The organism is Candidatus Allofournierella merdavium (genome assembly GCF_944382735.1).
Taxonomy (GTDB): Bacteria; Bacillota; Clostridia; order Oscillospirales; family Ruminococcaceae; genus Allofournierella_A; species Allofournierella_A merdavium.
The window spans coordinates 129250-154548 of record NZ_CALWND010000005.1 but is presented as its reverse complement, the minus strand read 5'-3'; the positions used below and the strand labels follow the sequence as shown (position 1 = coordinate 154548).

At 65.3% G+C, this 25299-nt stretch carries 23 protein-coding genes; 17 read left to right on the top strand and 6 right to left on the bottom strand.

The genetic code is table 11. From position 1 onward, the window contains the following. Positions 1–8: 8 nt before the first annotated feature. From ACH2A7_RS05435 to aroF, 6 genes are all read right to left on the bottom strand, one after another. Positions 9–1361 (bottom strand): PepSY domain-containing protein, encoded by a 1353-nt coding sequence (locus ACH2A7_RS05435; protein ID WP_394960662.1) that lies wholly within the window; start codon positions 1359–1361, stop codon positions 9–11. Positions 1362–1571: 210 nt separating this feature from the next. Further along, a complete protein-coding gene (locus ACH2A7_RS05430) occupies positions 1572–2915 on the bottom strand; it encodes an ATP-binding protein (protein WP_394960661.1) in 1344 nt (447 codons plus the stop codon). Then, the gene (locus ACH2A7_RS05425; protein WP_394960660.1) at positions 2912–3607 is read right to left on the bottom strand and encodes a response regulator transcription factor; all 696 of its coding nucleotides are present in this window, start codon (positions 3605–3607) and stop codon (positions 2912–2914) included. Before ACH2A7_RS05425 ends, ACH2A7_RS05430 begins: the two co-directional genes overlap by 4 nt. Positions 3608–3701: 94 nt before the next feature. After that, positions 3702–4625, bottom strand: a complete 924-nt coding sequence (metA, locus tag ACH2A7_RS05420) for a homoserine O-succinyltransferase (RefSeq protein ID WP_394960659.1) — start codon at positions 4623–4625, stop codon at positions 3702–3704. Positions 4626–4654: 29 nt separating this feature from the next. After that, positions 4655–5935 carry an O-acetylhomoserine aminocarboxypropyltransferase/cysteine synthase family protein gene (locus tag ACH2A7_RS05415; RefSeq protein WP_394960658.1) on the bottom strand — a complete coding sequence of 427 codons (1281 nt, stop codon included), beginning with the start codon at positions 5933–5935 and terminating at the stop codon, positions 4655–4657. Positions 5936–6033: 98 nt separating this feature from the next. Further along, the gene (gene aroF / locus ACH2A7_RS05410) at positions 6034–7047 is read right to left on the bottom strand and encodes a 3-deoxy-7-phosphoheptulonate synthase (RefSeq protein ID WP_394960657.1); all 1014 of its coding nucleotides are present in this window, start codon (positions 7045–7047) and stop codon (positions 6034–6036) included. A 321-nt stretch (positions 7048–7368) separates the two neighbouring features. Between aroF and ybaK the strand changes: the two genes are divergently transcribed. The 17 genes from ybaK to ACH2A7_RS05325 all read left to right on the top strand — a co-directional run bounded on the left by ybaK (position 7369) and on the right by ACH2A7_RS05325 (position 25049). Then, complete coding sequence (gene ybaK / locus ACH2A7_RS05405) at positions 7369–7857, top strand: Cys-tRNA(Pro) deacylase (protein ID WP_394960656.1); 489 nt, start codon at positions 7369–7371, stop codon at positions 7855–7857. A gap of 367 nt (positions 7858–8224) precedes the next feature. Continuing rightward, positions 8225–8731, top strand: coding sequence for a 5-(carboxyamino)imidazole ribonucleotide mutase (gene purE / locus ACH2A7_RS05400; RefSeq protein WP_394960655.1), 507 nt, complete (start codon positions 8225–8227; stop codon positions 8729–8731). Between the two features lie 44 nt (positions 8732–8775). Then, positions 8776–9483: a phosphoribosylaminoimidazolesuccinocarboxamide synthase gene (gene purC / locus ACH2A7_RS05395; RefSeq protein WP_394960654.1), complete on the top strand. Its 708-nt coding sequence runs from the start codon at positions 8776–8778 to the stop codon at positions 9481–9483. A gap of 42 nt (positions 9484–9525) precedes the next feature. Beyond that, on the top strand, positions 9526–10965 hold the full coding sequence (gene purF / locus ACH2A7_RS05390) for an amidophosphoribosyltransferase (RefSeq protein WP_394960653.1): 1440 nt from the start codon (positions 9526–9528) through the stop codon (positions 10963–10965). 16 nt (positions 10966–10981) lie between these two features. Then, a complete protein-coding gene (gene purM / locus ACH2A7_RS05385; protein WP_394960652.1) occupies positions 10982–12022 on the top strand; it encodes a phosphoribosylformylglycinamidine cyclo-ligase in 1041 nt (346 codons plus the stop codon). After that, positions 12016–12615 carry a phosphoribosylglycinamide formyltransferase gene (purN, locus tag ACH2A7_RS05380; protein ID WP_394960651.1) on the top strand — a complete coding sequence of 200 codons (600 nt, stop codon included), beginning with the start codon at positions 12016–12018 and terminating at the stop codon, positions 12613–12615. Before purM ends, purN begins: the two co-directional genes overlap by 7 nt. Before the next feature lie 43 nt (positions 12616–12658). Next, a complete protein-coding gene (locus ACH2A7_RS05375) occupies positions 12659–13396 on the top strand; it encodes an IMP cyclohydrolase (RefSeq protein ID WP_394960650.1) in 738 nt (245 codons plus the stop codon). A gap of 15 nt (positions 13397–13411) precedes the next feature. Then, positions 13412–14584, top strand: a complete 1173-nt coding sequence (locus ACH2A7_RS05370; RefSeq protein WP_394960649.1) for a phosphoribosylaminoimidazolecarboxamide formyltransferase — start codon at positions 13412–13414, stop codon at positions 14582–14584. An 87-nt stretch (positions 14585–14671) separates the two neighbouring features. After that, complete coding sequence (purD, locus tag ACH2A7_RS05365) at positions 14672–15955, top strand: phosphoribosylamine--glycine ligase (protein ID WP_394960648.1); 1284 nt, start codon at positions 14672–14674, stop codon at positions 15953–15955. A gap of 27 nt (positions 15956–15982) precedes the next feature. Further along, the gene (locus tag ACH2A7_RS05360; RefSeq protein ID WP_394960647.1) at positions 15983–19675 is read left to right on the top strand and encodes a phosphoribosylformylglycinamidine synthase; all 3693 of its coding nucleotides are present in this window, start codon (positions 15983–15985) and stop codon (positions 19673–19675) included. A 69-nt stretch (positions 19676–19744) separates the two neighbouring features. After that, positions 19745–21181 (top strand): adenylosuccinate lyase, encoded by a 1437-nt coding sequence (gene purB / locus ACH2A7_RS05355; RefSeq protein ID WP_394960646.1) that lies wholly within the window; start codon positions 19745–19747, stop codon positions 21179–21181. Between the two features lie 363 nt (positions 21182–21544). Then, positions 21545–21988, top strand: a complete 444-nt coding sequence (locus ACH2A7_RS05350; protein WP_394960645.1) for a zinc ribbon domain-containing protein — start codon at positions 21545–21547, stop codon at positions 21986–21988. Between the two features lie 204 nt (positions 21989–22192). After that, entirely contained in the window at positions 22193–22570 is a 378-nt protein-coding gene (locus tag ACH2A7_RS05345; protein WP_394960644.1) for a DUF5655 domain-containing protein, read from the top strand. Positions 22571–23019: 449 nt separating this feature from the next. After that, positions 23020–23223: a helix-turn-helix transcriptional regulator gene (locus tag ACH2A7_RS05340; protein WP_394960643.1), complete on the top strand. Its 204-nt coding sequence runs from the start codon at positions 23020–23022 to the stop codon at positions 23221–23223. Continuing rightward, a complete protein-coding gene (locus ACH2A7_RS05335) occupies positions 23220–23648 on the top strand; it encodes a hypothetical protein (RefSeq protein ID WP_394960642.1) in 429 nt (142 codons plus the stop codon). Before ACH2A7_RS05340 ends, ACH2A7_RS05335 begins: the two co-directional genes overlap by 4 nt. Positions 23649–23844: 196 nt before the next feature. Beyond that, a complete protein-coding gene (locus ACH2A7_RS05330) occupies positions 23845–24333 on the top strand; it encodes a pyridoxamine 5'-phosphate oxidase family protein (RefSeq protein WP_394960641.1) in 489 nt (162 codons plus the stop codon). Between the two features lie 2 nt (positions 24334–24335). Further along, entirely contained in the window at positions 24336–25049 is a 714-nt protein-coding gene (locus ACH2A7_RS05325; RefSeq protein WP_394960640.1) for a pseudouridine synthase, read from the top strand. The last annotated feature ends 250 nt before the right edge of the window (positions 25050–25299 follow it).

The window sequence follows — 25299 nt, the reverse complement described above, 5'->3', positions numbered from 1 at the left end:
AAAACCGCTCAGTGATGGGCGGGCTCCACTTCCCAGTTGCGGATGGCGCCGCTGTAGCCGTCGATCTCGAACTCGTACTCCATGCCGCCGTAGACGATCTTGCCCTCGTACTGGATGCGGCCGTCGTCCCGGTCGGTCTCGAACTCCCAGATGTCGGAGGCGGAGGCGCCGGGCACTTGGGCCAGGGCGATGGCTTTGGCGTCGTCGGCGGAGATGGTGCCGGAGGTGGCGGCCGGCGGGGCGTAGCCCTCGGCGTCGTAGTCGTAGCTCACCACCGCGCCGGTGGCCGCGTCGATCTCGTAGTCGTATTCCTTGTAGTCGGCGGTGTAGAACTCCACTTCATACACCTGGCGGCCGTCGTCCCAGTCCAGCCGGGCCTTCACAAAGGTCACGCTGCCGGCGTCGAGGCCGGCGTGGGCCAGGGCCTTGGCCTTGGCGTCCTCGGCGGAGATGGTGGCGCCGGTGGCAGCCTGGGCGGGAGCCTGGGCCGCGGGGGCGGGCGTCTGGGCCGCAGGCGCAGGAGTGGCAGCGGCCGCGGGGGCGGGCGTCTGGGCGGGAGCGGCGGGGGTGGTGGTATGGGCGTAATGCTCGGCGTCGTAGTCGTAGCTCACCACCTCGCCGGTGGTGGCGTCGATCTCGTAGTCGTATTCTTTATAGTCGGCGGTGTAGAACTCCACGTCATACACCAGGCGGCCGTTTTCCCGGTCCAGCTGGGCGGTGACGAAGGTGACCGCGTCGGCGGAGAGACCCGCATGGGCCAGGGCCTTGGCCTTGGCGTCCTCGGCGGTGATGGAGGCGCTGGCGGCGGGGGGCTGGTTGGCGGCGGGAGCGTAGTGGTCGGCGTCAAAGTCAAAACTCAGCACATCGCCGGTGGCGGCGTCGATCTCGTAGTCGTATTCCTTGTAGTCGGCGGTGTAGAACTCCACGTCATAGACCAGGCGGCCGTCGTCCCGGTCCAGCTGGGCAGTGACGAAGGTCACCGCGTCGGCGGTCAGGCCGGCGTGGGCCAGGGCCTTGGCCTTGGCGTCCTCGGCGGTGATGGTCGCCCCGGAGGCGGCGGTGGCGGCGCTCTGGCTCAGGGGCTGGGTCTCGGTCTGGATGACCACGCCGGAGAGGGCGTCCACCTGGCTCTGGTACTGGTTCGCGCCGGAGGTGAAGGAAACGAGGTAATATTCCACGCCGTCCCGGTTGGTCAGCTTGGTGCCGGTGAAGGTGACGCTGTCGGCGGAGAGGCCGGCGCCGGAGAGGGCCGCGGTGCGGGCGGCCTCATCTCCGATGTAGCTGAGCTGGCCATTGCCGGAGCAGGCGGTCAAAAGAGCGATGGCCAGGGCGGCCAGGGCAGTTAAAAGAAATTTTTTCATCAGGGTGATCTCCTTCCTGTTTTGTTCTGATGCCAGTATAGGCCCCCAACATGAAACGAACATGAAATTTGGGAATCATTCTCAAAAATTTTTTTGAGGCGGTCGTGAGCGGCCTTCTCCCCCTTTCGAAGGCGAAGGGAGGGCCCTGCCGCCCCCGGCGGGACCTTTGAAAACGCCGCCCTCCCGGCGGGGAGAGCGGCGTTTGGGTGTTCATGCCAGGGGCAGGTGCAGGGTGAAGGTGCTGCCCACCCCCTCGGTGCTGTCCAGCGTCATGCGGCCGCCGTGGAGCTGGGCGATGCGCTGCACCAGCGAGAGACCCAGCCCCACACCTTCCTGGGCGTCGCCGCGGGCGGCGTCCAGCTGGTAAAAGCGCTGCCAGATGCGCTGCTGCTGGTCGACGGGGATGCCCGGCCCCTCGTCCCGCACCGAGAGCAGGGCCTCGCCGCTGCCGGCGGCCACCCCCACCGACACGACCCCCTCGGCCGGGCCGTACTTGAGGGCGTTGTCCACAAGGTTCGCCAGCAGCCGCCCCAGCAGCGCCGCGTCCCCCCGTACCGTGATGCCCTGGGCCAGCGCCAGGCGCAGGCGGGCGGGGTCGTAGTTCTGTTCCTGCAGGGTCTGCCGGGCCAGCTGCCCCAGGTCCAGCGGCTCGGCGGACAGCTGTTCGGTGCCCTGGTCCAGCCGGGTGAGGGCCAGCAGCTGCCCGATCAGCGCCGTCATCTTGTTGGCCTGGCGGTGGATCATGTCCAGGGTCTCCCGGCGCTCGGCGTCGGTCTCGTCGTAGGCCTCGGCGTACTCGCAGGCGCTCTTGATGATGGACACCGGGGTGCGCAGTTCGTGGGAGGCGTCGGCGGTAAAGCGGCACTCGGCCTCAAAGCTGTGTTGCAGCCGCTCCAAAAGGCCGTCGAAGTTTTCCGCCAGGGTGGTCAGCTCCCGGCCGCCGGGCACCGGGCCGATGCGGCGGGAGAGGTCCCGCCCCTCGTCGATGGAGGCGGCGGCCTCGTTGATGATGTCCAGCCCCCGCAGCGAGCGGCGCACGATCCAGAAGCTGCCCAGCGCCCCCGCCAGCACAAAGAGGGGCAGGGCCACCGCCGCCACCGTGAGCAGGTTGCGGGTGGTGGCGCCGCTGTCCGGCACCTCCTCCAGGCCTCGCAGCCACACGCCGTCCTCCCAGCCGCTGGGGATCCACAGATCCAGCAGATAGTAATCCACGCCGTCGGCGTCCACCGTGCGCACCATGCCGTTCTCAAAGGGCACCGTGGCGGAGAAGCCCACCGGCAGCTGCCCCGCCAGCAGCGCCTCGGCCTTGCTGTACACAAGGCTCGTCACGCCGCCGTGGGAAAAGGAGAATCCCGTCTCGGTGGTCAGTTTGCCGCCCTCCAGCTTCACATAAGCGGCATTGGCCCGCACGGCGTTCACCAGCTGCTCCCGGGTGGTGCGCTGCACCACCGAGCTGCTCACCGCCCGGGCGAAGAGCAGCATCACCACAAACAGCGCCACCACCAGCAGGGTGATCCACAAGGTGATCCTCGTCTTGATGGAGGAGGGTCTCATGCCGCGCCCCCTTTCTTCGGCGCCCGCAGCACCCAGCCGGCGCCCCGCACGGTGTGCAGAAGGCGCTCGTCTTCGGGCACGTCGGCGTCGATCTTCTTGCGCAGGCGGCTCATATAGCCGTCGATGTTGTTGGAACTGCCGGCCTTTTCGTAGTTCCAGATCCGATCCTCCAGCTGCTCCCGGCTGAGCACCGTGCCCTGGTTGCGCATCAGATGCTCCAGAATGGCGTACTCCTTGGGCAGCAGCTGGATCTCCCGCCCCGCCCGGGCGGCGGTGTGGCCCCGGGTGTCCAGCACCAGGTCGGCCACGGTGAGGATGTCGGTGTGGCTGCCCGCGTGCTTGCGGGTCATGGCCCGGATGCGGGCCAGCAGCTCCTCAAAGGCGAAGGGCTTTACCAGATAGTCGTCCGCCCCGAGGTCCAGCCCTGCCACCCGGTCGGCCACCGCGTCCCGCGCGGTGAGGAACAGCACCGGGATGTCGCTGCCCGCCGCCCGCAGCTTTGCCAGCAGCTGGTGGCCGTCCATCTTGGGCATCATCACGTCCAGCACGATGCCGTCGTACTCCGCCCCGGCCAGATAGTCCAGCGCCTCTTCGCCGTCGTAGCAGCCGTCCACGCTGTAGCCCGCCTTGGTGAGCGCCTTGACGATCAGCCGGTTCATATCTTTGGTGTCCTCCACCACCAGGATGCGCATGAAAAAGAACTCCTTTCTCGTTTTTGACCGCCCGCGGAACGCAGGCAGGGGGCGGGGGCGAAGGCCCCCGCCCCCGCCGGTTTGCAGGATGGGTTTACAGGGTGTCCAGATCCTCCAGGTCGTAGGGGGTGTTCTGGTACACATAATAGTTCAGCCAGTTGGTGTAAAGCAAAAAGGCGTGGGCCCGCCAGCGGTAGACCGGTTCCCGGGCCGGGTCGTCGTCGGGATAGTAGTGCCTGGGCGGCTGGATGGGCAGGCCCTTGGCCACATCCCGCCGGTATTCCGCGTCCAGGGTGAGCCGCTCGTACTCCGGGTGGCCGGTGACAAAGATCTGCCGGCCGCTGTCGGTGCTCATCAGGTAGATGCCCGCCTCGTCGCTCTCGGCCAGCACCCGCAGCGCGCCGCAGGCACGCACCTGGTCCTCATCCACGCCGGTGTGGCGGGAGTGAGGGGCCCAGAACTCCTCGTCGAAGCCCCGCACCAGGGGGTTCGAGGGCCGCACGACCCGGTGGGGGAAGATGCCGAACATCTTTTCGGGCAGGGGGCGCTTTTCGATGCCAAAGTGGTGGTAAAGCCCCGCCTGGGCCCCCCAGCAGACGTGGAGGGTGGAGTAGACATTGGTGCGGGTGAAGTCCATGATGCGGCACAGCTCCGGCCAGTAATCCACTTCCTCAAAGGGCATCTGCTCCACCGGCGCGCCGGTGATGATCATGCCGTCGAAGCGCTCGCTTTGGATCTCGTCAAAGGTCTTGTAGAAGGCTTCCATATGGCCGCCGGGCACATGGCTGGCGGTGTGGCTGGCGGTGTGCAGCAGCGTCAGCTGCACCTGCAGCGGGCTGTTGGCCAACAGGCGCGCCAGCTGGGTCTCGGTGGCGATCTTGGTGGGCATCAGGTTCAGCGCCACGATCCGCAGTGGGCGGATGTGCTGGGTGCGGGCCCGGCGCTTGTGCATGACGAACACGTTCTCGCTGCCCAGCACCCCGTAGGCGGGCAGCGTTTTGGGGATGATGAGGGGCACAAAGCCGCCCTCCTTTCACAGTGGGATGCTCACACCTGGTCCAGGGCCTGCGCGATGTCGGCGATGAGGTCGCGGCTGTCCTCGAGACCGCAGCTGAAGCGCACCAGATCCGGGCTCACCCCGGCGGCGGCCAGCTCCTCGTCGTTCATCTGGCGGTGGGTGGCGCTGGCCGGATGCAGGCAGCAGGTGCGGGCGTCCGCCACATGGGTCTCGATGGCCGCCAGCTTCAGGTGCTTCATGAAGGTCTCGGCGGCCTTGCGCCCGCCCTTCACGCCGAAGCTCACCACGCCGCAGCCGCCGTGGGGCAGGTACTTCTGCGCCAGGGCGTAGTGCTTGTCGTCGGGCAGGCCGCAGTAGTTCACCCAGGCGATCTTCGGGTGGTCGTGCAGGAACTCCGCCACCGCCTGCCCGTTCTCGCAGTGGCGCTTCATCCGCACATGCAGGCTCTCAAGACCCAGGTTCAGCAAAAAGGCGTTCTGGGGGCTCTGGATGCTGCCGAAGTCCCGCATCAGCTGGGCGGTGGCCTTGGTGATGTAGGCCCCGGCCAGGCCGAACCGCTCGGTGTACACCACCCCGTGATAGCTCTCGTCGGGGGTGCAAAGGCCGGGGAACTTGTCGGGGTACCTGGTCCAGTCGAAGCGGCCGCTGTCCACGATGCAGCCGCCCACCGCCGCGCCGTGGCCGTCCATGTACTTGGTGGTGGAGTGGGTCACGATGTCCGCACCCCACTCGAAGGGCCGGCAGTTCACCGGGGTGGCGAAGGTGTTGTCGATGATGAGGGGCACGCCGTGGGCGTGGGCCGCCTTGGCGAACTTTTCAATGTCCAGCACCGTCAGGGCCGGGTTGGCGATGGTCTCGCCGAACACCGCCTTGGTGTTGGGCCGGAAGGCGGCGTTCAGTTCCTCCTCGGTGCAGTCCGGGTCTACGAAGGTGAACTCGATGCCCATCCGCTTCATGGTCACGGCGAAGAGGTTGTAGGTGCCGCCGTAGATGGTGCTGCTGCTCACCACATGGTCGCCGCAGCCGGCAATGTTGAACACCGAGTAGAAGCTGGCCGCCTGGCCGGAACTGGTGAGCATGGCGGCACTGCCGCCCTCCAGCGCGCAGATCTTGGCGGCCACCGTGTCGCAGGTGGGGTTCTGCAGCCGGCTGTAGAAGTAGCCGCTGGCCTCCAGGTCGAACAGTTTGCCCATGTCCTCGCTGGTGGCGTATTTAAAGGTGGTGCTCTGGATGATGGGCACCTGGCGGGGCTCGCCGTTTCCCGGCGTGTAGCCGCCCTGTACGCAGATGCTGTTGAGATGCAGATCCATTTTTAAAACCCTCCCCGTTTGTCTGCCCCGCCCGGCGGGCGGAACGGTCTATCATTTTATTTTAGCGCATCCGCGGCGCCGTTGCAAGGCGTGACGGCTCAGTCCAGCGTTTTTCCCACCAGGCGCACCAGCGGGCGCAGCTTTTCCATCAGGGCCGCGAACTGGTCGGGGGTCAGGCTCTGGGCGCCGTCGCACAGGGCGTGAGCCGGGTCGTTGTGCACCTCGATCATCAGCCCGTCCGCCCCGGCGGCCACCGCCGCCGCCGCCAGCGGCTCCACCATCCAGGCGATGCCCGCCGCGTGGCTGGGGTCGATCACCACCGGCAGGTGGGTCATCTTTTTCAGCATGGGCACGGCGCTGATGTCCAGCGTGTTGCGCATGCTGGGCTCGAAGGTGCGGATGCCCCGCTCGCACAGGATCACCTGGTCGTTGCCCTCGGCCATGATGTACTCGGCGCTCATCACCAGTTCCTCCAGCGTGGCGGAAAGCCCCCGCTTCAAGAGCACCGGCCGGCCGCTGCGGCCCACCGCCTTGAGCAGTTCAAAGTTCTGCATGTTCCGCGCCCCCACCTGGATGAGGTCCACGTCGGCAAAGAGGGGCAGGTGCTCGGTGTTCATGATCTCGGTGACGATGGGCATGCCGGTGCGGCTGCGGGCGTGGCGCAGCAGCTCCAGCCCCTCCGCCCGCATCCCCTGGAAGGAGTAGGGGGAGGTGCGGGGCTTGAAGGCGCCGCCCCGCAAAAGCTTTGCCCCCGCGGCCTGCACCGCGGCGGCCACCGTCTCGATCTGGCTTTCGCTCTCCACGCTGCAGGGCCCGGCGATCACCGCGAAGTGGCCGCCGCCCACCGGCACGCCGCTCACATCCACCACCGTGTCCGCCGGGTGGAACTTGCGGTTGGCCTTCTTGTAGGGCTCGCTCACCCGGCGCACGTCCTCCACCACCGGGTTGGCCCGCACCCAGCTCTCGGCGATGGACTTGGTGTCGCCCACCAGGCCCAGAATGTGTGTCTCGGCGCCCTGGCTCTCGTGGATGGAAAGGCCCCGGCCTTCCAGTTCCCGGCACAGTTCCTCCACCGCCGCCTGATCGGCGTTCTGCTTTAAAATGATGATCATCTCAGTCTCCCCCTTGTTTCAAAATAAAAACCGGGAAGCCTGCTGCCGCAGGTTTCCCGGCTTTTGGTGCGACTCGACGCGCCCGGCGCCCTCACATCCCCGGATGACCGCAGCAAACAAGGCCTTTACCCATCATAAAGTAAAAGCCGTAATAATAGCTGGCGGTAAACAGAACGTGCATGGCGAACCTCGCGTTTTAAAAAGATTGTGCAAAGCATAGCACGCCGGCGGCCGATTGTCAAGAAGAAGGCTCTTGCGCGGCGTGTTACAATAAAAGAAAAACGCCCGGACACCCCGGGCGATGAAAAGGGGACGGGGAAGATGGCACAACCCAAGACCAACGCCATGCGGATGCTGGACAAAGCGAAGGTGGCCTATCAATTCCACGAGTACGACCATTCCGACGGGGCCATCGACGGCCTGGCCGTGGCCAAAAAGGTGGGGCAGGACCCGGCGCGGGTGTTCAAGACGCTGGTGACCCAAGGCGCCAGCCGTGCCTTTTATGTGTTCGTCATCCCGGTGGCGGAGGAGCTGGACCTGAAGGCCGCCGCCCGGGCGGTGGGGGAGAAGAGCGTGGCCATGCTCCATGTGGCGGACCTGCTCAAGACCACCGGCTATGTGCGGGGCGGCTGCAGCCCGGTGGGGATGAAAAAGCCCTTTGTCACGGTGGTGGATACCTCCGCGGAGGATAAGGAGACCATCATGGTCAGCGCCGGGCGCATCGGGGCCCAGGTGGAACTGGCCCCCGCCGACCTGCTGGCGGTCACCGGCGGGCGCTACGCCGCCGTCACCGCCCCCGCCAAAGTATGACTACCGGCCCCTTTGTTGGTAATCGTGCCAAAAATCACAGGACAAAGGCGGGCGGGCAAAGCAATTGTTCTGAAAATCCTTTCGCGGGGTGCGAAACGGGTTGCATTTTGCCGCCGCACCCTTTAAACTGAAAGGGTAGAAGGTTCGCCCGCGCGCCGCGCCCAGCGGCGGTGGGCAGGATTTTTTTGGCGGAGGTGCACGGCAATGGGGCATTGTGCGTTCGGGCGTCCCGGTTCCCACGGCGGGGCAGAGCGCCGCGCTGCGGGGCAGCGGGGAAAGAGCACCTCTTTATCCAAGTGACACAAAGGCAGTGGTGTAAGTGTGCACCACGCCTTTTCTTTTTTTCAAAACAGGAGGTCGAACAAAGGTGACACAGACGAAAAAAGTGGCCGTTTTGATGGGCAGCGACAGCGACTGGCCGGTGGTGAAAGCCGCCTGCGCCGAGCTGAAACGGCTGGGCATCCCCTTCGAGGCCCACATCCTCAGTGCCCACCGCACCCCCGCCGAGGCGGCGGAGTTTTCCAAGTCCGCTCGGGAGAAGGGCTTCGGCGTCATCCTCTGCGCGGCGGGCATGGCCGCCCATCTGGCGGGAGCCGTGGCGGGCAACACCACCCTGCCGGTGGTGGGCATCCCCCTGAAGGGGGGCGCCGCCGACGGGCTGGACGCGTTGCTGGCCACCGTGCAGATGCCCAGCGGCATCCCCGTGGCCACCGTGGCGCTGAACGGCGCCAAGAACGCCGCGGTGCTGGCCGCTCAGATTCTGGCGGTCACCGACGAGCGGCTGGCCGCCGTGCTGGCCGCCGACCGCAAGGCCATGGCCGCCCAGATCGCCCGCAAGGAAGAGGCGCTGCAGGCCCAGCTGGCGGAACTGTAAAAATCGCAGCCACAACTTTACAATATAAAAGGAGCGTTTTGACGATGAAAAAGATGGAGCAGCTGTACGAGGGCAAAGCCAAGAAAGTGTTCGCCACCGACGACCCCAACCTGGTGATCGTGGACTACAAGGACGACGCCACCGCCGGCGACGGCGCCAAGAAGGGCACCATCCGGGGCAAGGGCGTGGTGAACAACCGCCTGACCAACAACCTGATGAAGATGCTGGCGGAAAAGGGCGTGCCCACCCACTTTGTGCAGGAACTCAGCGACCGGGAGACCCTGGTGAAGAAGGTTCAGATCGTGCCGCTGGAGGTCATCGTGCGCAACGTGGCCGCCGGCAGCTTCACCAAGCGGCTGGGCGTGCCCGAGGGCACCGTGCTCAAGTGCCCCACCCTGGAGTTCAGCTATAAGAACGACGACCTGCACGATCCCCTCATCAACCACTATCACGCCCTGGCCCTGGGCCTCGCCACCCAGGAGGAGATCGACACCATCAGCGACTACGCCTTCAAGGTGAACCGCATCCTCAGCGAGTACCTGCTGGGCTTTAACATCCGCCTCATCGACTTCAAGCTGGAGTTCGGCCGCCTGGCGGACGGGACCATCGTGCTGGCGGACGAGATCAGCCCCGACACCTGCCGCTTCTGGGACGCCACCACCGGCGCCCACCTGGACAAGGACCTGTTCCGCCGGGACCTGGGCGGCGAGGAGGAGGCCTATCAGGAGGTCATGGCCCGTCTGCTGGGCTGAGCCCCGGCGCTTGCGGCAACCAACGGCAAAGAAAGGAACAGTATGGAACAGTTTGACGCAAAGCTGCACGAGGAGTGCGGCGTGTTCGGCATCTACCGCCGCAACGCGGAGCAGGACGTGGTGGCCACCACCTATTACGGCCTGTACGCTTTGCAGCACCGGGGGCAGGAGAGCTGCGGCATGGCGGTGAACGACCGGGGCGTGATCTACAAGCGCCGGGACCTGGGTCTGGTGAACGAGGTGTTCACAAAGCAGGTGCTGGAGACCATGCCCCGGGGCCAGATGTGCATCGGCCACTGCCGCTACGCCACCACCGGCACCCCCCTGCGGGCCAATGCCCAGCCCTTTGTCATCCGCCATGTGAAGGGCCCCATGGCCCTGGCCCACAACGGCAACCTCACCAACTCCTACGAACTGCGGCGGGACATCGAGCTGGAGGGGGGCATCTTCCACTCCACCAGCGACACCGAGGTCATCGCCTACACCATCACCCGCCAGCGCCTTACGAGCCGCAGCATCGAGGAGGCGGTGGAAAAGAGCATGCCCATCCTCAAGGGAGCCTACAGCCTGGTGATCATGAGCCCCCGCAAACTGATCGCCGCCCGCGACCCTCAGGGCTTCCGGCCGCTGTGCATCGGCAAGCTGGGCGACAGCGACATCATCGCCAGCGAGAGCTGTGCCATCGCCGCCGCCGGCGGCGAGTTCGTGCGGGACGTGGAGCCCGGCGAGATCATCGTCTTTGACAAGGACGGCATGCGCTCCATCCGCACCCACTGCGGCGCGCCCTCCAGCCTGTGCGTCTTTGAATTCGTCTACATCGCCCGGCCCGACTCGGTGGTGGACGGCGCCTCGGTGCACCGGGCCCGCCGCCGCGCCGGCGCCATGCTGGCGCTGGAACACCCCATCCAGGCGGATGTGGTGGTGGGCGTGCCCGACTCGGGGCTGGACGCGGCGCTGGGCTACTCCCAGCAGAGCGGCATCCCCTACGGCATCGGCTTTTTGAAGAACAAGTACATCGGGCGCACCTTCATCCAGCCCGACCAGAAGCTGCGGGAGAACACTGTGCGCATCAAGCTCAACCCCATCGCCGACACGGTGCGGGGCAAGCGGGTGGTGCTGGTGGACGACTCCATCGTCCGGGGCACCACCAGCCGCCAGATCGTGCAGCTGCTGCGGGAGGCGGGCGCCACCCAGGTGCATTTTTTGTCCAGCGCGCCGGAATTTCTCTATCCCTGCTACTTCGGTGTGGACGTGGACAGCCGGGAGAACCTCATCGCCGCCAATCACACGCTGGAGGAGATGCGGGACATCCTGGGGGTGGACAGCCTGGGCTTTTTGAGCGTGGAGGGCGTGAAGACCATCGCCGAGGGCTGCAAGCTGGGTCTGTGCACCGGCTGCTTCACCGGCCAGTACCCTGTGGAGCCCCCGGCGGTGACCGAGAAGAGCAAGTTCGAGAACAAAATTTCCGAGACCATTGATTAAAAGGAGCCAGAGCGCCATGGAAAAGAGTTATTCCGCCAGCTACGCCGCCGCCGGGGTGGACATCACCGCCGGCTACAAGGCGGTGGAACTGATGAAGCAGCACGTCGCCCGCACCATGACCGCCGGCTGCATCGGCGGCCTGGGGGGCTTCGGCGGCCTGTTCGAACTGGACTGCACCGGCATGCCCCACCCGGTGCTGGTGAGCGGTACCGACGGCGTGGGCACCAAGCTGAAACTGGCCTTTCTGATGGACAAGCACGACACCGTGGGCATCGACTGCGTGGCCATGTGCGTGAACGACGTGATCTGCGCCGGCGCGAAGCCCCTCATCTTTCTGGACTACATCGCCTGCGGCAAAAACGTGCCGGAAAAGATCGCCCAGCTGGTAGCCGGCGTGGCCGAGGGCTGCGTGCAGGCGGGCTGCGCTTTGGTGGGCGGCGAGACCGCCGAGATGCCCGGCTTCTACCCCGAGGACGAGTATGACCTGGCGGGCTTCACCGTGGGCGCTGTGGACAAGGCCAAACTGCTGGACAACAGCACCATGACAGAGGGCGACGCCATCATCGCCCTGCCCTCCTCCGGGGTGCACTCCAACGGCTTTTCGCTGGTGCGCCGGGTCTTTGACCTGGAACACCACCCGGAGGTGCTGAAAGAGTACCACGCCGACCTGGGCCGCACCCTGGGCGAGGCCCTGCTGGCCCCCACCAAAATTTACGTCAAGCCCGTGCTGGCGGTGATGGACGAGATCACCGTCAAGGGCGTGAGCCACATCACCGGCGGCGGCTTCTACGAGAACATCCCCCGCTGCCTGAAAAAAGGCTGCGCCGCCCGCATCGAAAAGGCCAATGTGCACACCCCCGCCCTCTTTAACCACATCCAGGCTGCCGGCAATATCCCTGAGCGGGACATGTTCAACACCTTTAATATGGGCGTGGGCATGATCCTGGTGGTGGCCAAAGAGGACGCCGCCCGCGCCGTGGAGATCCTGAAGGCCAACGGCGAGGACGCCTGGGTGCTGGGCGAGATCGTGGCCGGCGACGGGGTGGAACTATGCTGAGGGTAGCGGTTCTGGTGTCCGGCGGGGGCACCAACCTCCAGGCCCTGCTGGACAGCGAGGCCAGGGGCGAAAACCCCCACGGCAAAATTTCCCTGGTGGTGGCCTCGAAGCCCGGCGTCTACGCTCTGGAGCGGGCCGAAAACGCCGGCGTGCCCGGCGTGGTGGTGCGCCGGAAAGACTACGCCACCGCCGAGGAATTCGACGCGGCCCTGCTGGCCGTTTTGAAGGAAAACGCCATCGACATCGTGGTGCTGGCGGGCTTTCTGTCCATCCTGGGCAAAAGCGTCATCGCCGCCTACCCCGAGCGCATTTTGAACGTGCATCCCAGCCTCATCCCCAGCTTCTGCGGCGAAGGGATGTACGGTCTCAAGGTCCACGAGGCGGCCCTGGCCAAGGGGGTCAAGGTCACCGGCGCCACGGTGCACTTTGTGAACGAGGTGTGCGACGGCGGGCGCATCATCGCCCAGAAGGCGGTGGAGGTGGCCGAGGGCGACACCCCCGAGACCTTGCAGCGGCGGGTGATGGAGCAGGCCGAGTGGAAACTGCTGCCCGCGGCGCTGGCCAAGGTGTGCGCCGCGTACGACAAAGGCTGAACCCGCGCCCCGGGCGCTGACTACAAAAAGGGAGAATGAGGAAATGGAACTGCTTGACCTGTACGAACAGCTGAAGACCAACGCCTACCCCGGCCGGGGCATCGTGCTGGGCCTTGCCCCCAGCGGCAAAAAGGCGCTCATCGCCTATTTCATCATGGGCCGCAGCGCCAACAGCCGCAACCGGGTGTTCGACCCGGTGCCCCAGATCGGCGGCATCCGCACCCTGGCGACGGACCCGGAAAAGCTCCAGGACCCCAGCCTCATCATCTATAACCCGGTGCGCACGGTGGGGGAGGATACCCACATCGTCACCAACGGCGACCAGACCGACACCGTTTATGAATTCATGAGCCGGGGCGAGAGTTTCGAGGCCGCCCTGCGCACCCGGACGTTTGAGCCGGACGGCCCCAACTGGACCCCCCGCATCAGCGGTGTGGTGGAGCTGGCCGATGGCGCTTGCAGCTACAAGCTGTCCATCCTCAAAAGCGCCGACGGCAACGGCGAAAGCTGCCGGCGGTACTTCTTCGAGTATCCGCAGCCGGTGGCGGGGGAGGGGCACTTCCTGCACACCTACAAGTGCGACGGCAGCCCCATCCCCAGCTTTGAGGGCGAGCCGGAGCGGGTGGCCCTGCCGGAGGACGCGGAGGAACTGGCGGTGAAGATGTGGGAGGCGCTGAACGAGGACAACAAGGTGAGCCTCTTCGTGCGGGGCATCGACCTTGCCACCGGCGAGACGGAAGATGTGATCATCAATAAATACGACGCAGTTTGTGAAGAATAAGGGGGAAAACGAAAGATGAAGGAACTGGAACTGAAATACGGCTGCAACCCCAACCAGAAACCCGCCCGCATCTATATGGAAGAGGGCGAGCTGCCGGTGACCGTTTTGAACGGCAAGCCGGGCTACATCAACTTTCTGGACGCGCTCAACTCCTGGCAGCTGGTGAAGGAGCTGAAGGAGGCCACCGGCCTGCCCGCCGCCGCCTCCTTCAAGCACGTCTCCCCGGCGGGCGCGGCCCTGGGCCTGCCCCTGGACGACACCCTCAAAAAGATGTACTTCTGCGAGGGGCTGGAGCTCAGCCCCCTGGCCTGCGCCTACGCCCGGGCCCGCGGCGCCGACCGCATGAGCAGTTTTGGCGACTGGATCGCCCTCTCCGACGAGTGCGACGAGTCCACCGCCAAGGTCATCCAGCACGAGGTGTCCGACGGCATCATCGCCCCCGGCTACACCCCCGCCGCCCTGGAAATTCTCAAATCCAAGCGCAAGGGCAATTACAACATCGTGCAGATCGACGCCTCGTATGTGCCCGCCCCGGTGGAGCACAAGCAGGTGTTCGGCATCACCTTCGAGCAGGGCCGCAACGACCTGCGCATCGACGAGGGGATGCTGCAGAACCTCGTCACCGAGAACAAGACCCTCAGCCCCGAGCAGAAGCGGGACCTGGTGCTCTGCCTCATCACCCTCAAGTACACCCAGTCCAACTCGGTGTGCTACGCCCAGGGCGGCCAGATCATCGGCGTGGGCGCCGGCCAGCAGAGCCGCATCCACTGCACCCGCCTGGCCGGCAACAAGGCGGACATCTGGCAGCTGCGCCATCACCCCAAGGTGCTGGCCCTGCCCTTTAAGCCCGACGTCTCCCGCCCCAACCGGGACAACGCCATCGACGTGTACATCAGCGATGAGTACGAGGACGTGATCGGCGAGGACGTGTGGGCCGAGACCTTCACCACCCGCCCCGAGCCCCTCACCGCCGCCGAGAAGAAGGAATGGCTGGCCAAGGTGACCGGCGTGTGCCTGGGCAGCGACGCCTTCTTCCCCTTCGGCGACAACATCGAGCGGGCCCGCCGCAGCGGCGTGACCACCATCGTGGAGCCCGGCGGCTCCATCCGCGACCAGCAGGTCATCGACACCTGCAACAAATACGGCATCGCCATGGCCTTCTGCGGGCTGCGGCTGTTCCACCATTAAACAAAAGCGTACCACCCGGCGCGGTTTTTGCCGCGCCGGGCATTGGTGTGTCAGGGCTCGGGAAAAAAGGAAGGGGGAAATTTACCCATGAAACTGTTGGTCGTGGGCGGCGGCGGCCGGGAACACGCCATCGTGAGAAAGCTCAAAGAGAGCGAACTGTGCACCGAAATTCTCTGCGCGCCGGGCAACGGGGGCATCGCCGCCGACGCCCGCTGCGTGCCGGTGGCCGCCACCGACATCGAGGGTCAGGTGGAGCTGGCGAAAAGGGAACAGGTGGACTATGTGGTGGTCGCCCCCGACGACCCCCTGGCCCTGGGGCTGGTGGACAAACTGGCCCAGGCGGGCATCCCCGCCTTCGGGCCCAATGCCGCCGCGGCCCGCATCGAGGCCAGCAAGGTGTTCAGCAAGGACCTGATGAAGAAGTACGGCATCCCCACCGCCGACTACGCGGTGTTCGACGAGCCGGCAAAGGCCCTGGAGTACATCCGGGAAAAGGGAAAATACCCGGTGGTCATCAAGGCGGACGGCCTGGCCCTGGGCAAGGGCGTGCTCATCTGCGACAGCGAGGCGGCGGCCCGGCAGGCCCTGCATCAGATGATGGAGGAGAAGGTGTTCGGCGCCTCCGGCAGCCGGGTGGTGGTGGAGGAGTTCCTCACCGGCCCCGAGGTCAGCGTGCTGGCCTTCGCCGACGGCAGGACCCTGAAGCCCATGGTGTCCAGCATGGACCACAAGCGGGCGCTGGACGGCGACAAGGGCCTGAACACCGGCGGCATGGGCACCGTGGCCCCGAACCCCTACTACACCCCGGAGGTGGCGGCCCAGTGTGAAAAAACCATCTTTGCCCCCACCATGGCGGCCATGGCCGCCGAGGGCTGCCCCTTCAAAGGCTGCCTCTACTTCGGGCTGATGATCACCCCGGCGGGCCCCCGGGTCATCGAGTACAACTGCCGCTTCGGCGACCCCGAGACCCAGGTGGTGCTGCCCCTGCTGAAAAGCGATCTTTTGAAGATCATGCTGGCCTGCACGAACGGCACCCTGGCCGACACCCCGGTGGAATTCTCCTCCGAAAGCGCCGCCTGCGTCATCCTGGCCAGCGGCGGCTACCCCGAGCACTACGAAAAGGGCAAGGAGATCTCCGGCCTTGTGAATGGCCAGCTGCCCGGCGGCGGGGCGGTGGTGTACCACGCGGGCACCGCCCTGAAAGACGGCAAACTGGTCACCGCCGGCGGGCGGGTGCTGGGCGTGACCGCCACCGCGCCGGACCTTGCGGCGGCGCTGAAAAAGGCCTACGCCGCCGCCGACAACATCACCTTTGAGGGCTTGCACCGCCGGGGCGACATCGGCCGCCGGGCGCTGGAGGCCCTGCGCTAAACCCCACAGTTTCAAGGGAGGTACCCCATGGTATATCGTGTTTATGTGGAAAAGAAACCGGGCTTTGACCACGAGGCCCAGAGCCTGCTGACCGAGGTGCGGGACATCCTGGGCATCGGCAGCGTGGCCGGCCTGCGCCTTTTGAACCGCTACGATGTGGAGGGCATCAGCCGGGAGTTGTTCGACGCCTGCGTGCCCACCGTCTTCAGCGAGCCCCCGGTGGACGCCATCTGTGATGCGCTGCCTGCGGCAAAAACCGTCTTCGCGGTGGAGTATCTGCCCGGTCAGTTCGACCAGCGCGCCTCCTCCGCCAGCGAGTGCATCCAGCTCATCAGCCAGGGCGAGCGGCCCCAGGTGCGCACCGCCCGGGTCTACCTGCTGGAGGGCGACATCCCCGCCGAAGAGCTGGAGCGGATCAAGAAGTATGTCATCAACCCGGTGGAGGCCCGCGAGGCCTCCCTCGAGCCGGTGGACACCCTGCGGGTGGACTACCCCGTGCCTCCCGACGTGGAGGTGCTGGAGGGCTTTCTGGAACTGGACGAGGAGGGCCTGGCCGCCTTTATCCAGCAGCGGGGCCTGGCCATGGACCTGGCGGACATCACCTTCTGCCAGGAGTACTTCCAGAGTGAGCACCGCGCGCCCACCATCACCGAGATCAGGATGATCGACACATACTGGAGCGACCACTGCCGCCACACCACCTTCGGCACCATCCTGGAGGAGGTGCGCATCGAGGACGTGCAGGTGAAAAAGGCCTTCGACTCCTACCTGGCCATGCGCAAGGCGGTGTACGCCGGCCGCAAGAAGGACATGTGCCTGATGGACCTGGCCACCATCGGCGCCAAGTACCTCAAAGCCATCGGCAAGCTGAAGGACCTGGACGAATCGGACGAGATCAACGCCTGCACCGTCAAGATCAAGTGCGACGTGGACGGCCAGGAGCAGGACTGGCTGTACCTCTTCAAAAACGAGACCCACAACCACCCCACCGAGATCGAGCCCTTCGGCGGCGCGGCCACCTGCATCGGCGGCGCCATCCGTGACCCGCTGTCCGGCCGCAGCTACGTCTACCAGGCCATGCGGGTCACCGGCGCGGGCGACCCGCTGGTGCCGGTGGAGGACACCCTGCCCGGCAAGCTGCCCCAGCGCAAGCTGGTCACCACCGCCGCCGCGGGCTATTCCAGCTACGGCAACCAGATCGGCCTGGCCACCGGCCAGGTCACCGAGCTGTACCATCCCGGCTATGTGGCCAAGCGGATGGAGATCGGCGCGGTGGTGGGCGCTGCCCCCGCCGCCAACGTGCGGCGGGAGGAGCCCAAGCCCGGCGACATCGTGGTGCTGCTGGGCGGCGCCACCGGCCGGGACGGCTGCGGCGGCGCCACCGGCTCCTCCAAGGCCCACGGCCGCAAGAGCCTGGAGACCTGCGGCGCCGAGGTGCAGAAGGGCAACGCCCCCATCGAGCGCAAGCTGCAGCGCCTTTTGCGCCGGCCGGAGGCCACCCGTCTCATCAAGCGCTGCAACGACTTCGGCGCGGGCGGCGTGAGCGTGGCCATCGGCGAACTGGCCGACGGCCTGGCCATCGACCTGGACGCCGTGCCCAAGAAGTACGACGGGCTGGACGGCACCGAACTGGCCATCAGCGAGAGCCAGGAGCGGATGGCCATGGTGCTGGCACCCGAGGACGTGCAGGCCTTTGTGGCCCTGGCCCACGAGGAGAACCTGGACGCCACCGTGGTGGCCACCGTCACCGAGGAGCCCCGCCTGACGATGACCTGGCGCGGCAAGACCATCGTGGATGTCAGCCGCAAGTTCCTTGCCTCCAACGGCGCCGAAAAGCACGCCGACGTGCTGGTCTACGACTGCCTGCCCTACGAGCGGGAGTGGGCGGGCGACACTTGGGAGGAGCGGCTGCGCAACCTGGTCACCGACCTGAACGTCTGCAGCCAGAAGGGCCTTGGCGAGCGGTTCGACTCCACCATCGGCGCGGCCACCGTGCTCATGCCCTTCGGCGGCCGCCGCCAGCTCACCCCGGCGCAGGCCATGGCGGCGAAGCTGCCGGTGGACGGCGAGACCACCACCTGCAGCGGCATGGCCTGGGGCTACAATCCCTTCCTGATGGAGAAAAAGCAGTACAGCGGCGCCTACCTGGCGGTGGTGGAGAGCGTGGCCAAGCTGGTGGCCACCGGCTTCGACCACAAGAAGGCCTATCTGACCTTCCAGGAGTACTTCGAGCGGCTGGGTACCGACCCCGAGCGCTGGGGCAAGCCCTTCACCGCTCTGCTGGGCGCGCTGAAGGCCCAGGTGGATCTGGGCATCGCCGCCATCGGCGGCAAGGACAGCATGTCCGGCAGCTTTGAGGACCTGGACGTGCCCCCCACGCTGGTGAGTTTTGCCACCGCCATCGGCACCACCGGCAATGTGATCAGCCCCGAGTTCAAAGCCGCGGGCAGCCGGGTGGTGTGGCTGCGGCCGGAATACGACGATCTGCGCCCCGAGCGCCACAGCCTGAAGGCGCTGTTCGAGCAGGTGGAGGGCCTCATCGCCTCCGGCAGGGTGCGCGCCGCCTGGACCCCCGGCTACGGCTGCGCCGCCGAGGGCCTGTTCAAGATGTGCCTGGGCAACCGGCTGGGCTTCAAGCTGGCAAGCGGGGTGGACCCCGCCGATCTCTTCCGCCCCGCCTACGGCAGCTTTATCCTGGAACTGGCCGACGGCGAAGAGGTGGAAAACACCCTGGAACTGGGCGCCGTCACCGAGGACTACACCTTCACCCTGGGCGGCGAGACCGTGGACCTGGCCCCGCTGGAGGACGCCTGGCAGGGCAAGCTGGAGCCGGTGTTCCCCTACCGGGGCAAGGGCGAAGAGGTGTTGCCCGTCACCTTCGATGTGCCCGCCCGCAAGGGCCCGGCCGTGGGCGCGGCAAAGCCCAAGGTCATCATCCCGGTGTTCCCCGGCACCAACTGCGAGTACGACACCGCCCGCGCCTTCCGCCGCGCCGGGGCCGACCCGCGGGTGCTGGTCATCAACAACCTCACCCCCGCCGCCGTGGCCGAAAGCTGCGAGGCGCTGGTGAAGGCCATCGACGAGAGCCAGATCGTCATGCTGCCCGGCGGCTTCTCCGGCGGCGACGAGCCGGACGGCAGCGCCAAGTTCATCACTGCCTTCTTCCGGGCCCCCGCCGTCACCGAGGCGGTGCAGCGGCTGCTGGGCCAGCGGGACGGCCTGATGCTGGGCATCTGCAACGGCTTCCAGGCCCTCATCAAGCTGGGTCTTGTGCCCTTTGGCGAGATCCGCCCCATGGACGCGGAGTGCCCCACCCTCACCTTCAACACCATCGGCCGCCACCAGAGCATGCTGGTGAACACCCGGGTGGCCTCCAACCTCAGCCCCTGGCTCAGCCGCTGTGAGCCCGGCCAGGTGCACACCGTGGCCATCAGCCACGGCGAGGGCCGCTTTGTGGCAAGCGACGATGTGCTGAACGAGATGCTGAAGAACGGCCAGATCGCCACGCAGTATGTGGACGGGGCGGGCAACCCCTCCATGGACCTGTCGGTGAACCCCAACGGCAGCGTCTGGGCCATCGAGGGCATCACCAGCCCGGACGGCCGGGTGCTGGGCAAGATGGGCCACACCGAGCGCAGCGGCAACGACCTGTACAAGAACGTGCCGGGCGACAAGTACCAGCCCCTGTTTGAGGGCGGCGTGGACTACTTCCGCCTGTAACCCGCACACAGCCCAAGGGCCGCCCCCGGCGGGGCGGCCCTTTATAAAAGAAAGGGAACGAGGAGCACTATGGCAGAACACGACAGATACATTTCCCCCTTCCAGACCCGCTACGCCAGCCGGGAGATGCAGTATATCTTTTCCGACGACAACAAGTTCCGCACCTGGCGCAAACTCTGGATCGCCCTGGCCGAGGCCGAGCAGCGGCAGGGCCTTGCCATCACCGACGAGCAGATCGCCCAGCTGAAGGCCCACGCCGAGGACATCAACTACGAGGACGCCATCCGCCGGGAAAAGGAGTGCCGCCACGACGTGATGAGCCACGTCTACGCCTACGGCCTGCAGTGCCCGGCGGCCAAGGGCATCATCCACCTGGGCGCCACCAGCTGCTATGTGGGCGACAACACCGACATCATCGTTATGCGCCAGGCTTTGCAGCTGGTGCGCAAAAAGCTGCTGGGGGTGCTCTCCCTGCTGGCGAAATTCGCCGATGAATACAAGGCCATGCCCTGCCTTGCCTACACCCACGGCCAGCCCGCCCAGCTTACCACGGTGGGCAAGCGGGCCACCCTTTGGGCCAACGAGCTCTACATGGACCTGGAGGAAGTGGACCACCGCATCGCCACCCTGGCCCTGCGGGGGGCGAAGGGCACCACCGGCACCCAGGCCAGCTTCATGGAGCTGTTCGAGGGCGACGAGGAGAAGATCAAGGCCATGGAGGCGGACATCACCGCCGCCATGGGCTTTGACAAGGTGGTGCCGGTGTGCGGCCAGACCTACAGCCGCAAGGTGGACGCCATGGTGCTGAACGCGCTGGCGGGCATCGGCCAGAGCGCCATGAAGCTGGCCACCGACATCCGCCTGCTGGCCAATTTCAAGGAGATGGAGGAGCCCTTTGAGAAAAACCAGATCGGCTCCTCCGCCATGCCCTACAAGCGCAACCCCATGCGCTGCGAGCGGGTGTGCGCCCTGGCCCGCTACCTGATGGTGGACGTGCTCAACCCCTCCTTCACCGCCGGCACCCAGTGGTTCGAGCGCACCCTGGACGACTCCGCCAACAAGCGCATCGCGGTGGCGGAGGCCTTCCTGGCCGCCGATTCCATCCTGAACATCCTGCTCAACGTCTGCGACGGGCTGGTGGTCTACCCCAAGGTCATCCGCGCCCGGGTCATGGCGGAACTGCCCTTCATGGCCAGCGAGAACATCATGATGAAGGCGGTGAAAAAGGGCGGCGACCGGCAGGAGCTCCACGAGCGGCTGCGTCAGCACGCCATCGCCGCGGCGGCCCAGGTCAAGCAGGAGGGCCTGCCCAACGACATGATCGGGCGCATCGAGGCGGACCCCGCCTTCGGCCTTACCCGGGAGGAGATCGAGTCGGAACTGCGCCCCGAGGCATTCACCGGCCGCAGCGCGCACCAGGTGGAGGATTTCCTGAAAAACGTGCTGGGCCCGGTGCTGGCGGCGAACCCCGAGGCCGCCGGCCAGACCGCCGAACTGAGCGTGTGAGCCACGTACTCATTGTCTGCCACGGCAGCAGCTCGAAAAATCCCGGGAAAACCAGTAAGATCGATGGTTTCACGATACAGGAAGGCGCTTACTGCACCACGACTACACCATTTTTGAAAGCGCCTTGATGTGATGAATTTTATAGATGATACAGTAAAGCGGCGGTACTCCTCGATCGGGGTATCGCCGCTTGCCGCATGCGGGCAAATGCACGCCCTACGTAAATGCCCCTATGCCGTAAAGCAACAGGCAGGGAGTTGATCGACAGCATCCGCGACCCCACAGCAACAGCGAGTTGCTTGTTAAAGTAAGGTTTTGAATTTATACTAAATACAGCAACATATTCCACAGGAGGGAACTGCTATGGAAGTACGGGATATTCTGAAGAATTTGCGTGAAAAGAACAATCTTACACAGGAAGAATTGGCAGAGCGGTTGCGAGTTACCAGGCAGGCGGTCAGCCGCTGGGAAACGGGAGAAACGCAGCCAAATACAGACACATTACAATTGTTGTCGCAGGTATTTGATGTATCGATCAATACGCTGTTAGGCCACCCACGGCAACTTGTGTGTCAGTGCTGCGGAATGCCATTGAATGAGGATAGTCTGATTAGCCGAGAACCAGATGGAAGCTATAACGAGGACTACTGTAAATGGTGCTATGCGGATGGTAAATTTGCCTATCAATCCAAGGAATCTTTGTTGGATTATCTGGTTGCGAATATGCCCAATCCGGATAACGCGGACGAGAAAACCAGACGCAATCAGTTTGATTCGTATCTTTCGCAGTTAAAGCATTGGAAATAACCTGGGAATATCTGCCGAAGCCCCTTGGCGGAGCTCGCCTCCCGGCGGTTGGCGGGGGGCACAGTCGGCGCCGACCCCTGACACACCGGCGGTTCCGACACCGCCCGGCGAGATGTGAACTGCGGCATGGTCGCCTTTGTTCTTTTTGTGGTATAATAAAGGAGAAAAAACAGGGGAGGAACGCCCCCCAAGGAGGCCCTTGCGATGAACGGCGACGCACTGCGTTTCTTCGACGGCAAGCCGGAGGAACTGGCTCTCTACGAGGCGTTGGAAGGGCGCATCTTCTCGGAAATTGAAAACGTGCGTCTCAAGGTGGGCAAAACCCAGATCTCCTTTTACAACCGCCGCCTGTTCGCCTGCGTCTCCTTCCTGCGGGCGAAACGCAAGGCCGAACTTCCCGCCCGTTATATCGTCCTCACCCTGGGGCTGGACCGGCCCCTCCAAAGCCCACGGGTGGCGGCGGTCACCGAGCCGTACCCGAACCGCTGGACCCATCACATCGTCCTCTCCCGCACAGAGGAGATCGACAATGAGCTGATGGATTGGGTCAGACAGGCGGCGGCCTCCGCCGCCGCCAAGTGACTTTCTGCCCGGTGCGCCCTTTGCGGCGCGCCGGGCGTTTTCACCGCCGGCCCCTGCCGCCGCTTCACTGCCCGCCGCCCCCCGGCCCTTCTTCCGTTGTTGCCGTCCGGCGGCCTGCCCGACAAAGCAAAGTCCGCCCCGTTGCTGCCGGCCCGGCCCGCCGGTTGCCCCCTCGCCCTTTGCCGCTGCTGCCGTCCGGCGGCCCCGCGTACGTTTCGCCGCAGCCGCCGCCCGGTCTGCTTCCGCCATCGCTCCGTCCTGCCCCTCTTCGTTCTGTCCGGCGAGCGTTCGTCCCGGCGGCCTGCCGTTTCGCGCCCTGCCCGCCCCCTTTGCCGCAGGCAAATTTTTTTGCGGAGAAATGGAAAGCGCGCTTGACATTTTCCCTGCATGTGCTATACTGAAGCCATGGAAAGTAAACTTTCCATAAAACAGGGAGAAGGGAGGCAGCCATGAAAAACCGACTGGAAGAACTGCGCAAAGCCCGGGGCCTGCGCCAGGAGGAACTGGCGGACGCGCTGGAGGTGTCCCGCCAGACCATCGGCTCGCTGGAAAACGGGCGCTACAATCCCTCCATCCAGCTTGCCTTCAGGATCGCGCGGTATTTTTCCCTCACCATCGAGGACATTTTTATCTACGAGGAGGAGACGAAATGAAAAAGAACGCCTGGAACGTCCTTTTCGTTCTTTTGGGCCTGCTGGCCGTGGCGGCGGGGCTGTGGCTGCTGCGGGCGGGGGCGGGCTTTGGCGCGGCGCGCGCGCTGCCCTATGTGTGCATCGGAGTGGGCTGCGGCCTCTTCGGCCAGGGCGCGGGCGAGCTGCTGGCGGCCCGGGCGGTCAGGGGCGACCCGGCGCTGCAAAGAAGGCTGGAGGTGGAGCGGGCAGACGAGCGCAATCGGGCCATCTCCGACCGGGCCAAGGGCCGGGCCTTTGACCGGATGACCTTTGTTTACAGCGCGCTGATGCTCACCTTCGCCCTGATGGAGGTGGAACTGGCGGCGGTGCTGCTGCTGGTGGCGGCCTATCTCTTTGTGGAGTTCAGTGCCGTCTACGACCGCTGCAAACTGGAAAAAGAGATGTGAGGCCGGCCGAAAAGGCCGCCGGGACTTTTGCCCCGGCGGCCTTTTTTCTATGCCGTGCGAAAAAAGTTCCCCGTGCAAAGCAAATCCGGGTGAAATGTGGTATAATCAGTCACGCGAGACAACACATCCGGGGCGGGGGCGGCAAAAACGCCGCGTCCCGCGATGCGCCGGCCGGAGAAGAAGGGGGATTTTTTCCATGCGCGAACTGCGCCGAACAGACCGAAAACTCAGCGAGGAGGACGCCCTCACCGTTCTGCGGGAGAGCGAGTATGGTTTTCTCTGCACGGTGAACGAGGACGGCACCCCCTACGCGGTGCCCATCTGCGCCGCGCTGGTGGGCCGCACCCTCTACTTCCACTGCGCCAGGGCGGGGCAGAAGCTGGAAAACTTGGCGGCCCGGCCCCGGGCCTGCTATTCCTGCGTGCTCTACGCGGAAAACCAGCCCCGGGAATTCACCTACGTCTACGCCAGCTGCGTGGCCGAGGGCAAGGTGCGCACGGTCACCGATGAGGCCGAGCGCCAGGCGGGCATGCGGGCCATCTGCGAAAAGTATTCCTCCGCCTGGATCGGCAGCCCCGAGCACGAGCGGGCCATGCGGGGCATGCCGGCGGTGGTGATGCTGGCCATGGAGGTGGACGCCTTCCAGGGCAAGGGCAACCGGGGCCGCCTGATGGAGGGACGCTGACCGTGCGGCTGGATAAATTTGTGGCGGACGCCGCCCAACTCACCCGCTCCGCCGCCCGGGGCCTCATCGCGAAGGGCCGGGTGACGGTGAACGGCCAGGTGTGCAAAAAAGCGGACTGGCCGGTGAAAGAGGCGGACGACGTGCGGGCCGACGGCAAGAGTCTGGCCAGCGAGGAATATGTATATATTATGCTGAACAAGCCCGCGGGGGTGGTGAGCGCCAGCACCGACGGACGGGACAAAACGGTGGTGGACCTGCTGAACGGGGCCTTCCCCCGGCGGCAGCTGTTTCCCGCCGGCCGGCTGGACAAGACCAGCACCGGCTTTGTGCTGCTCACCGACGACGGGGCCTTTGCCCACGATATCCTGGCCCCGAAGCGCCATGTGCCCAAGACCTACCATGTGGTGCTGGACACCCCCGTCACCCCGGAAATGGCCCGGGCCTTCGCCGACGGCGTCACCCTGGCGGACGGCCAGAGGATGCAGCCGGCGCAGCTTTTTCCCGACGCCGCCGACCCCTGCGCCGCCACCGTGGTGCTGCGCCAGGGGGTGTACCACCAGATCAAGCGGATGTTCGGCACCCTGGGCGCGGGGGTGAACGGGCTGCACCGCACCGCCATCGGCGGCCTCCGGCTGGACGAGAGCCTCGCCCCGGGGCGGTGGCGGCTCATCACCCCGGCGGAAAAGGCTCTGCTGCAAGGGGGCGCGGAGGGGTGAAAAACCGCGCCGCAGGCCGGTTTTCAAACTTTTTTCAAACAACCTTCACAATTATCGGATAGGATAAAAAGGTGCGGATTCGCCCCTTTTTGACCCAAAACTCAAAACTACACAATAAATGGCATTTTTTTTGCCGGAAATATGTTGCAAAAGTAAATTTTATTGTGTAATATATACACAGACACTGTTTGTAATTGTTCAAAATCACAAACGCGGCTGGAAGGTTTATCATCGAATATAAAAAAGGGGA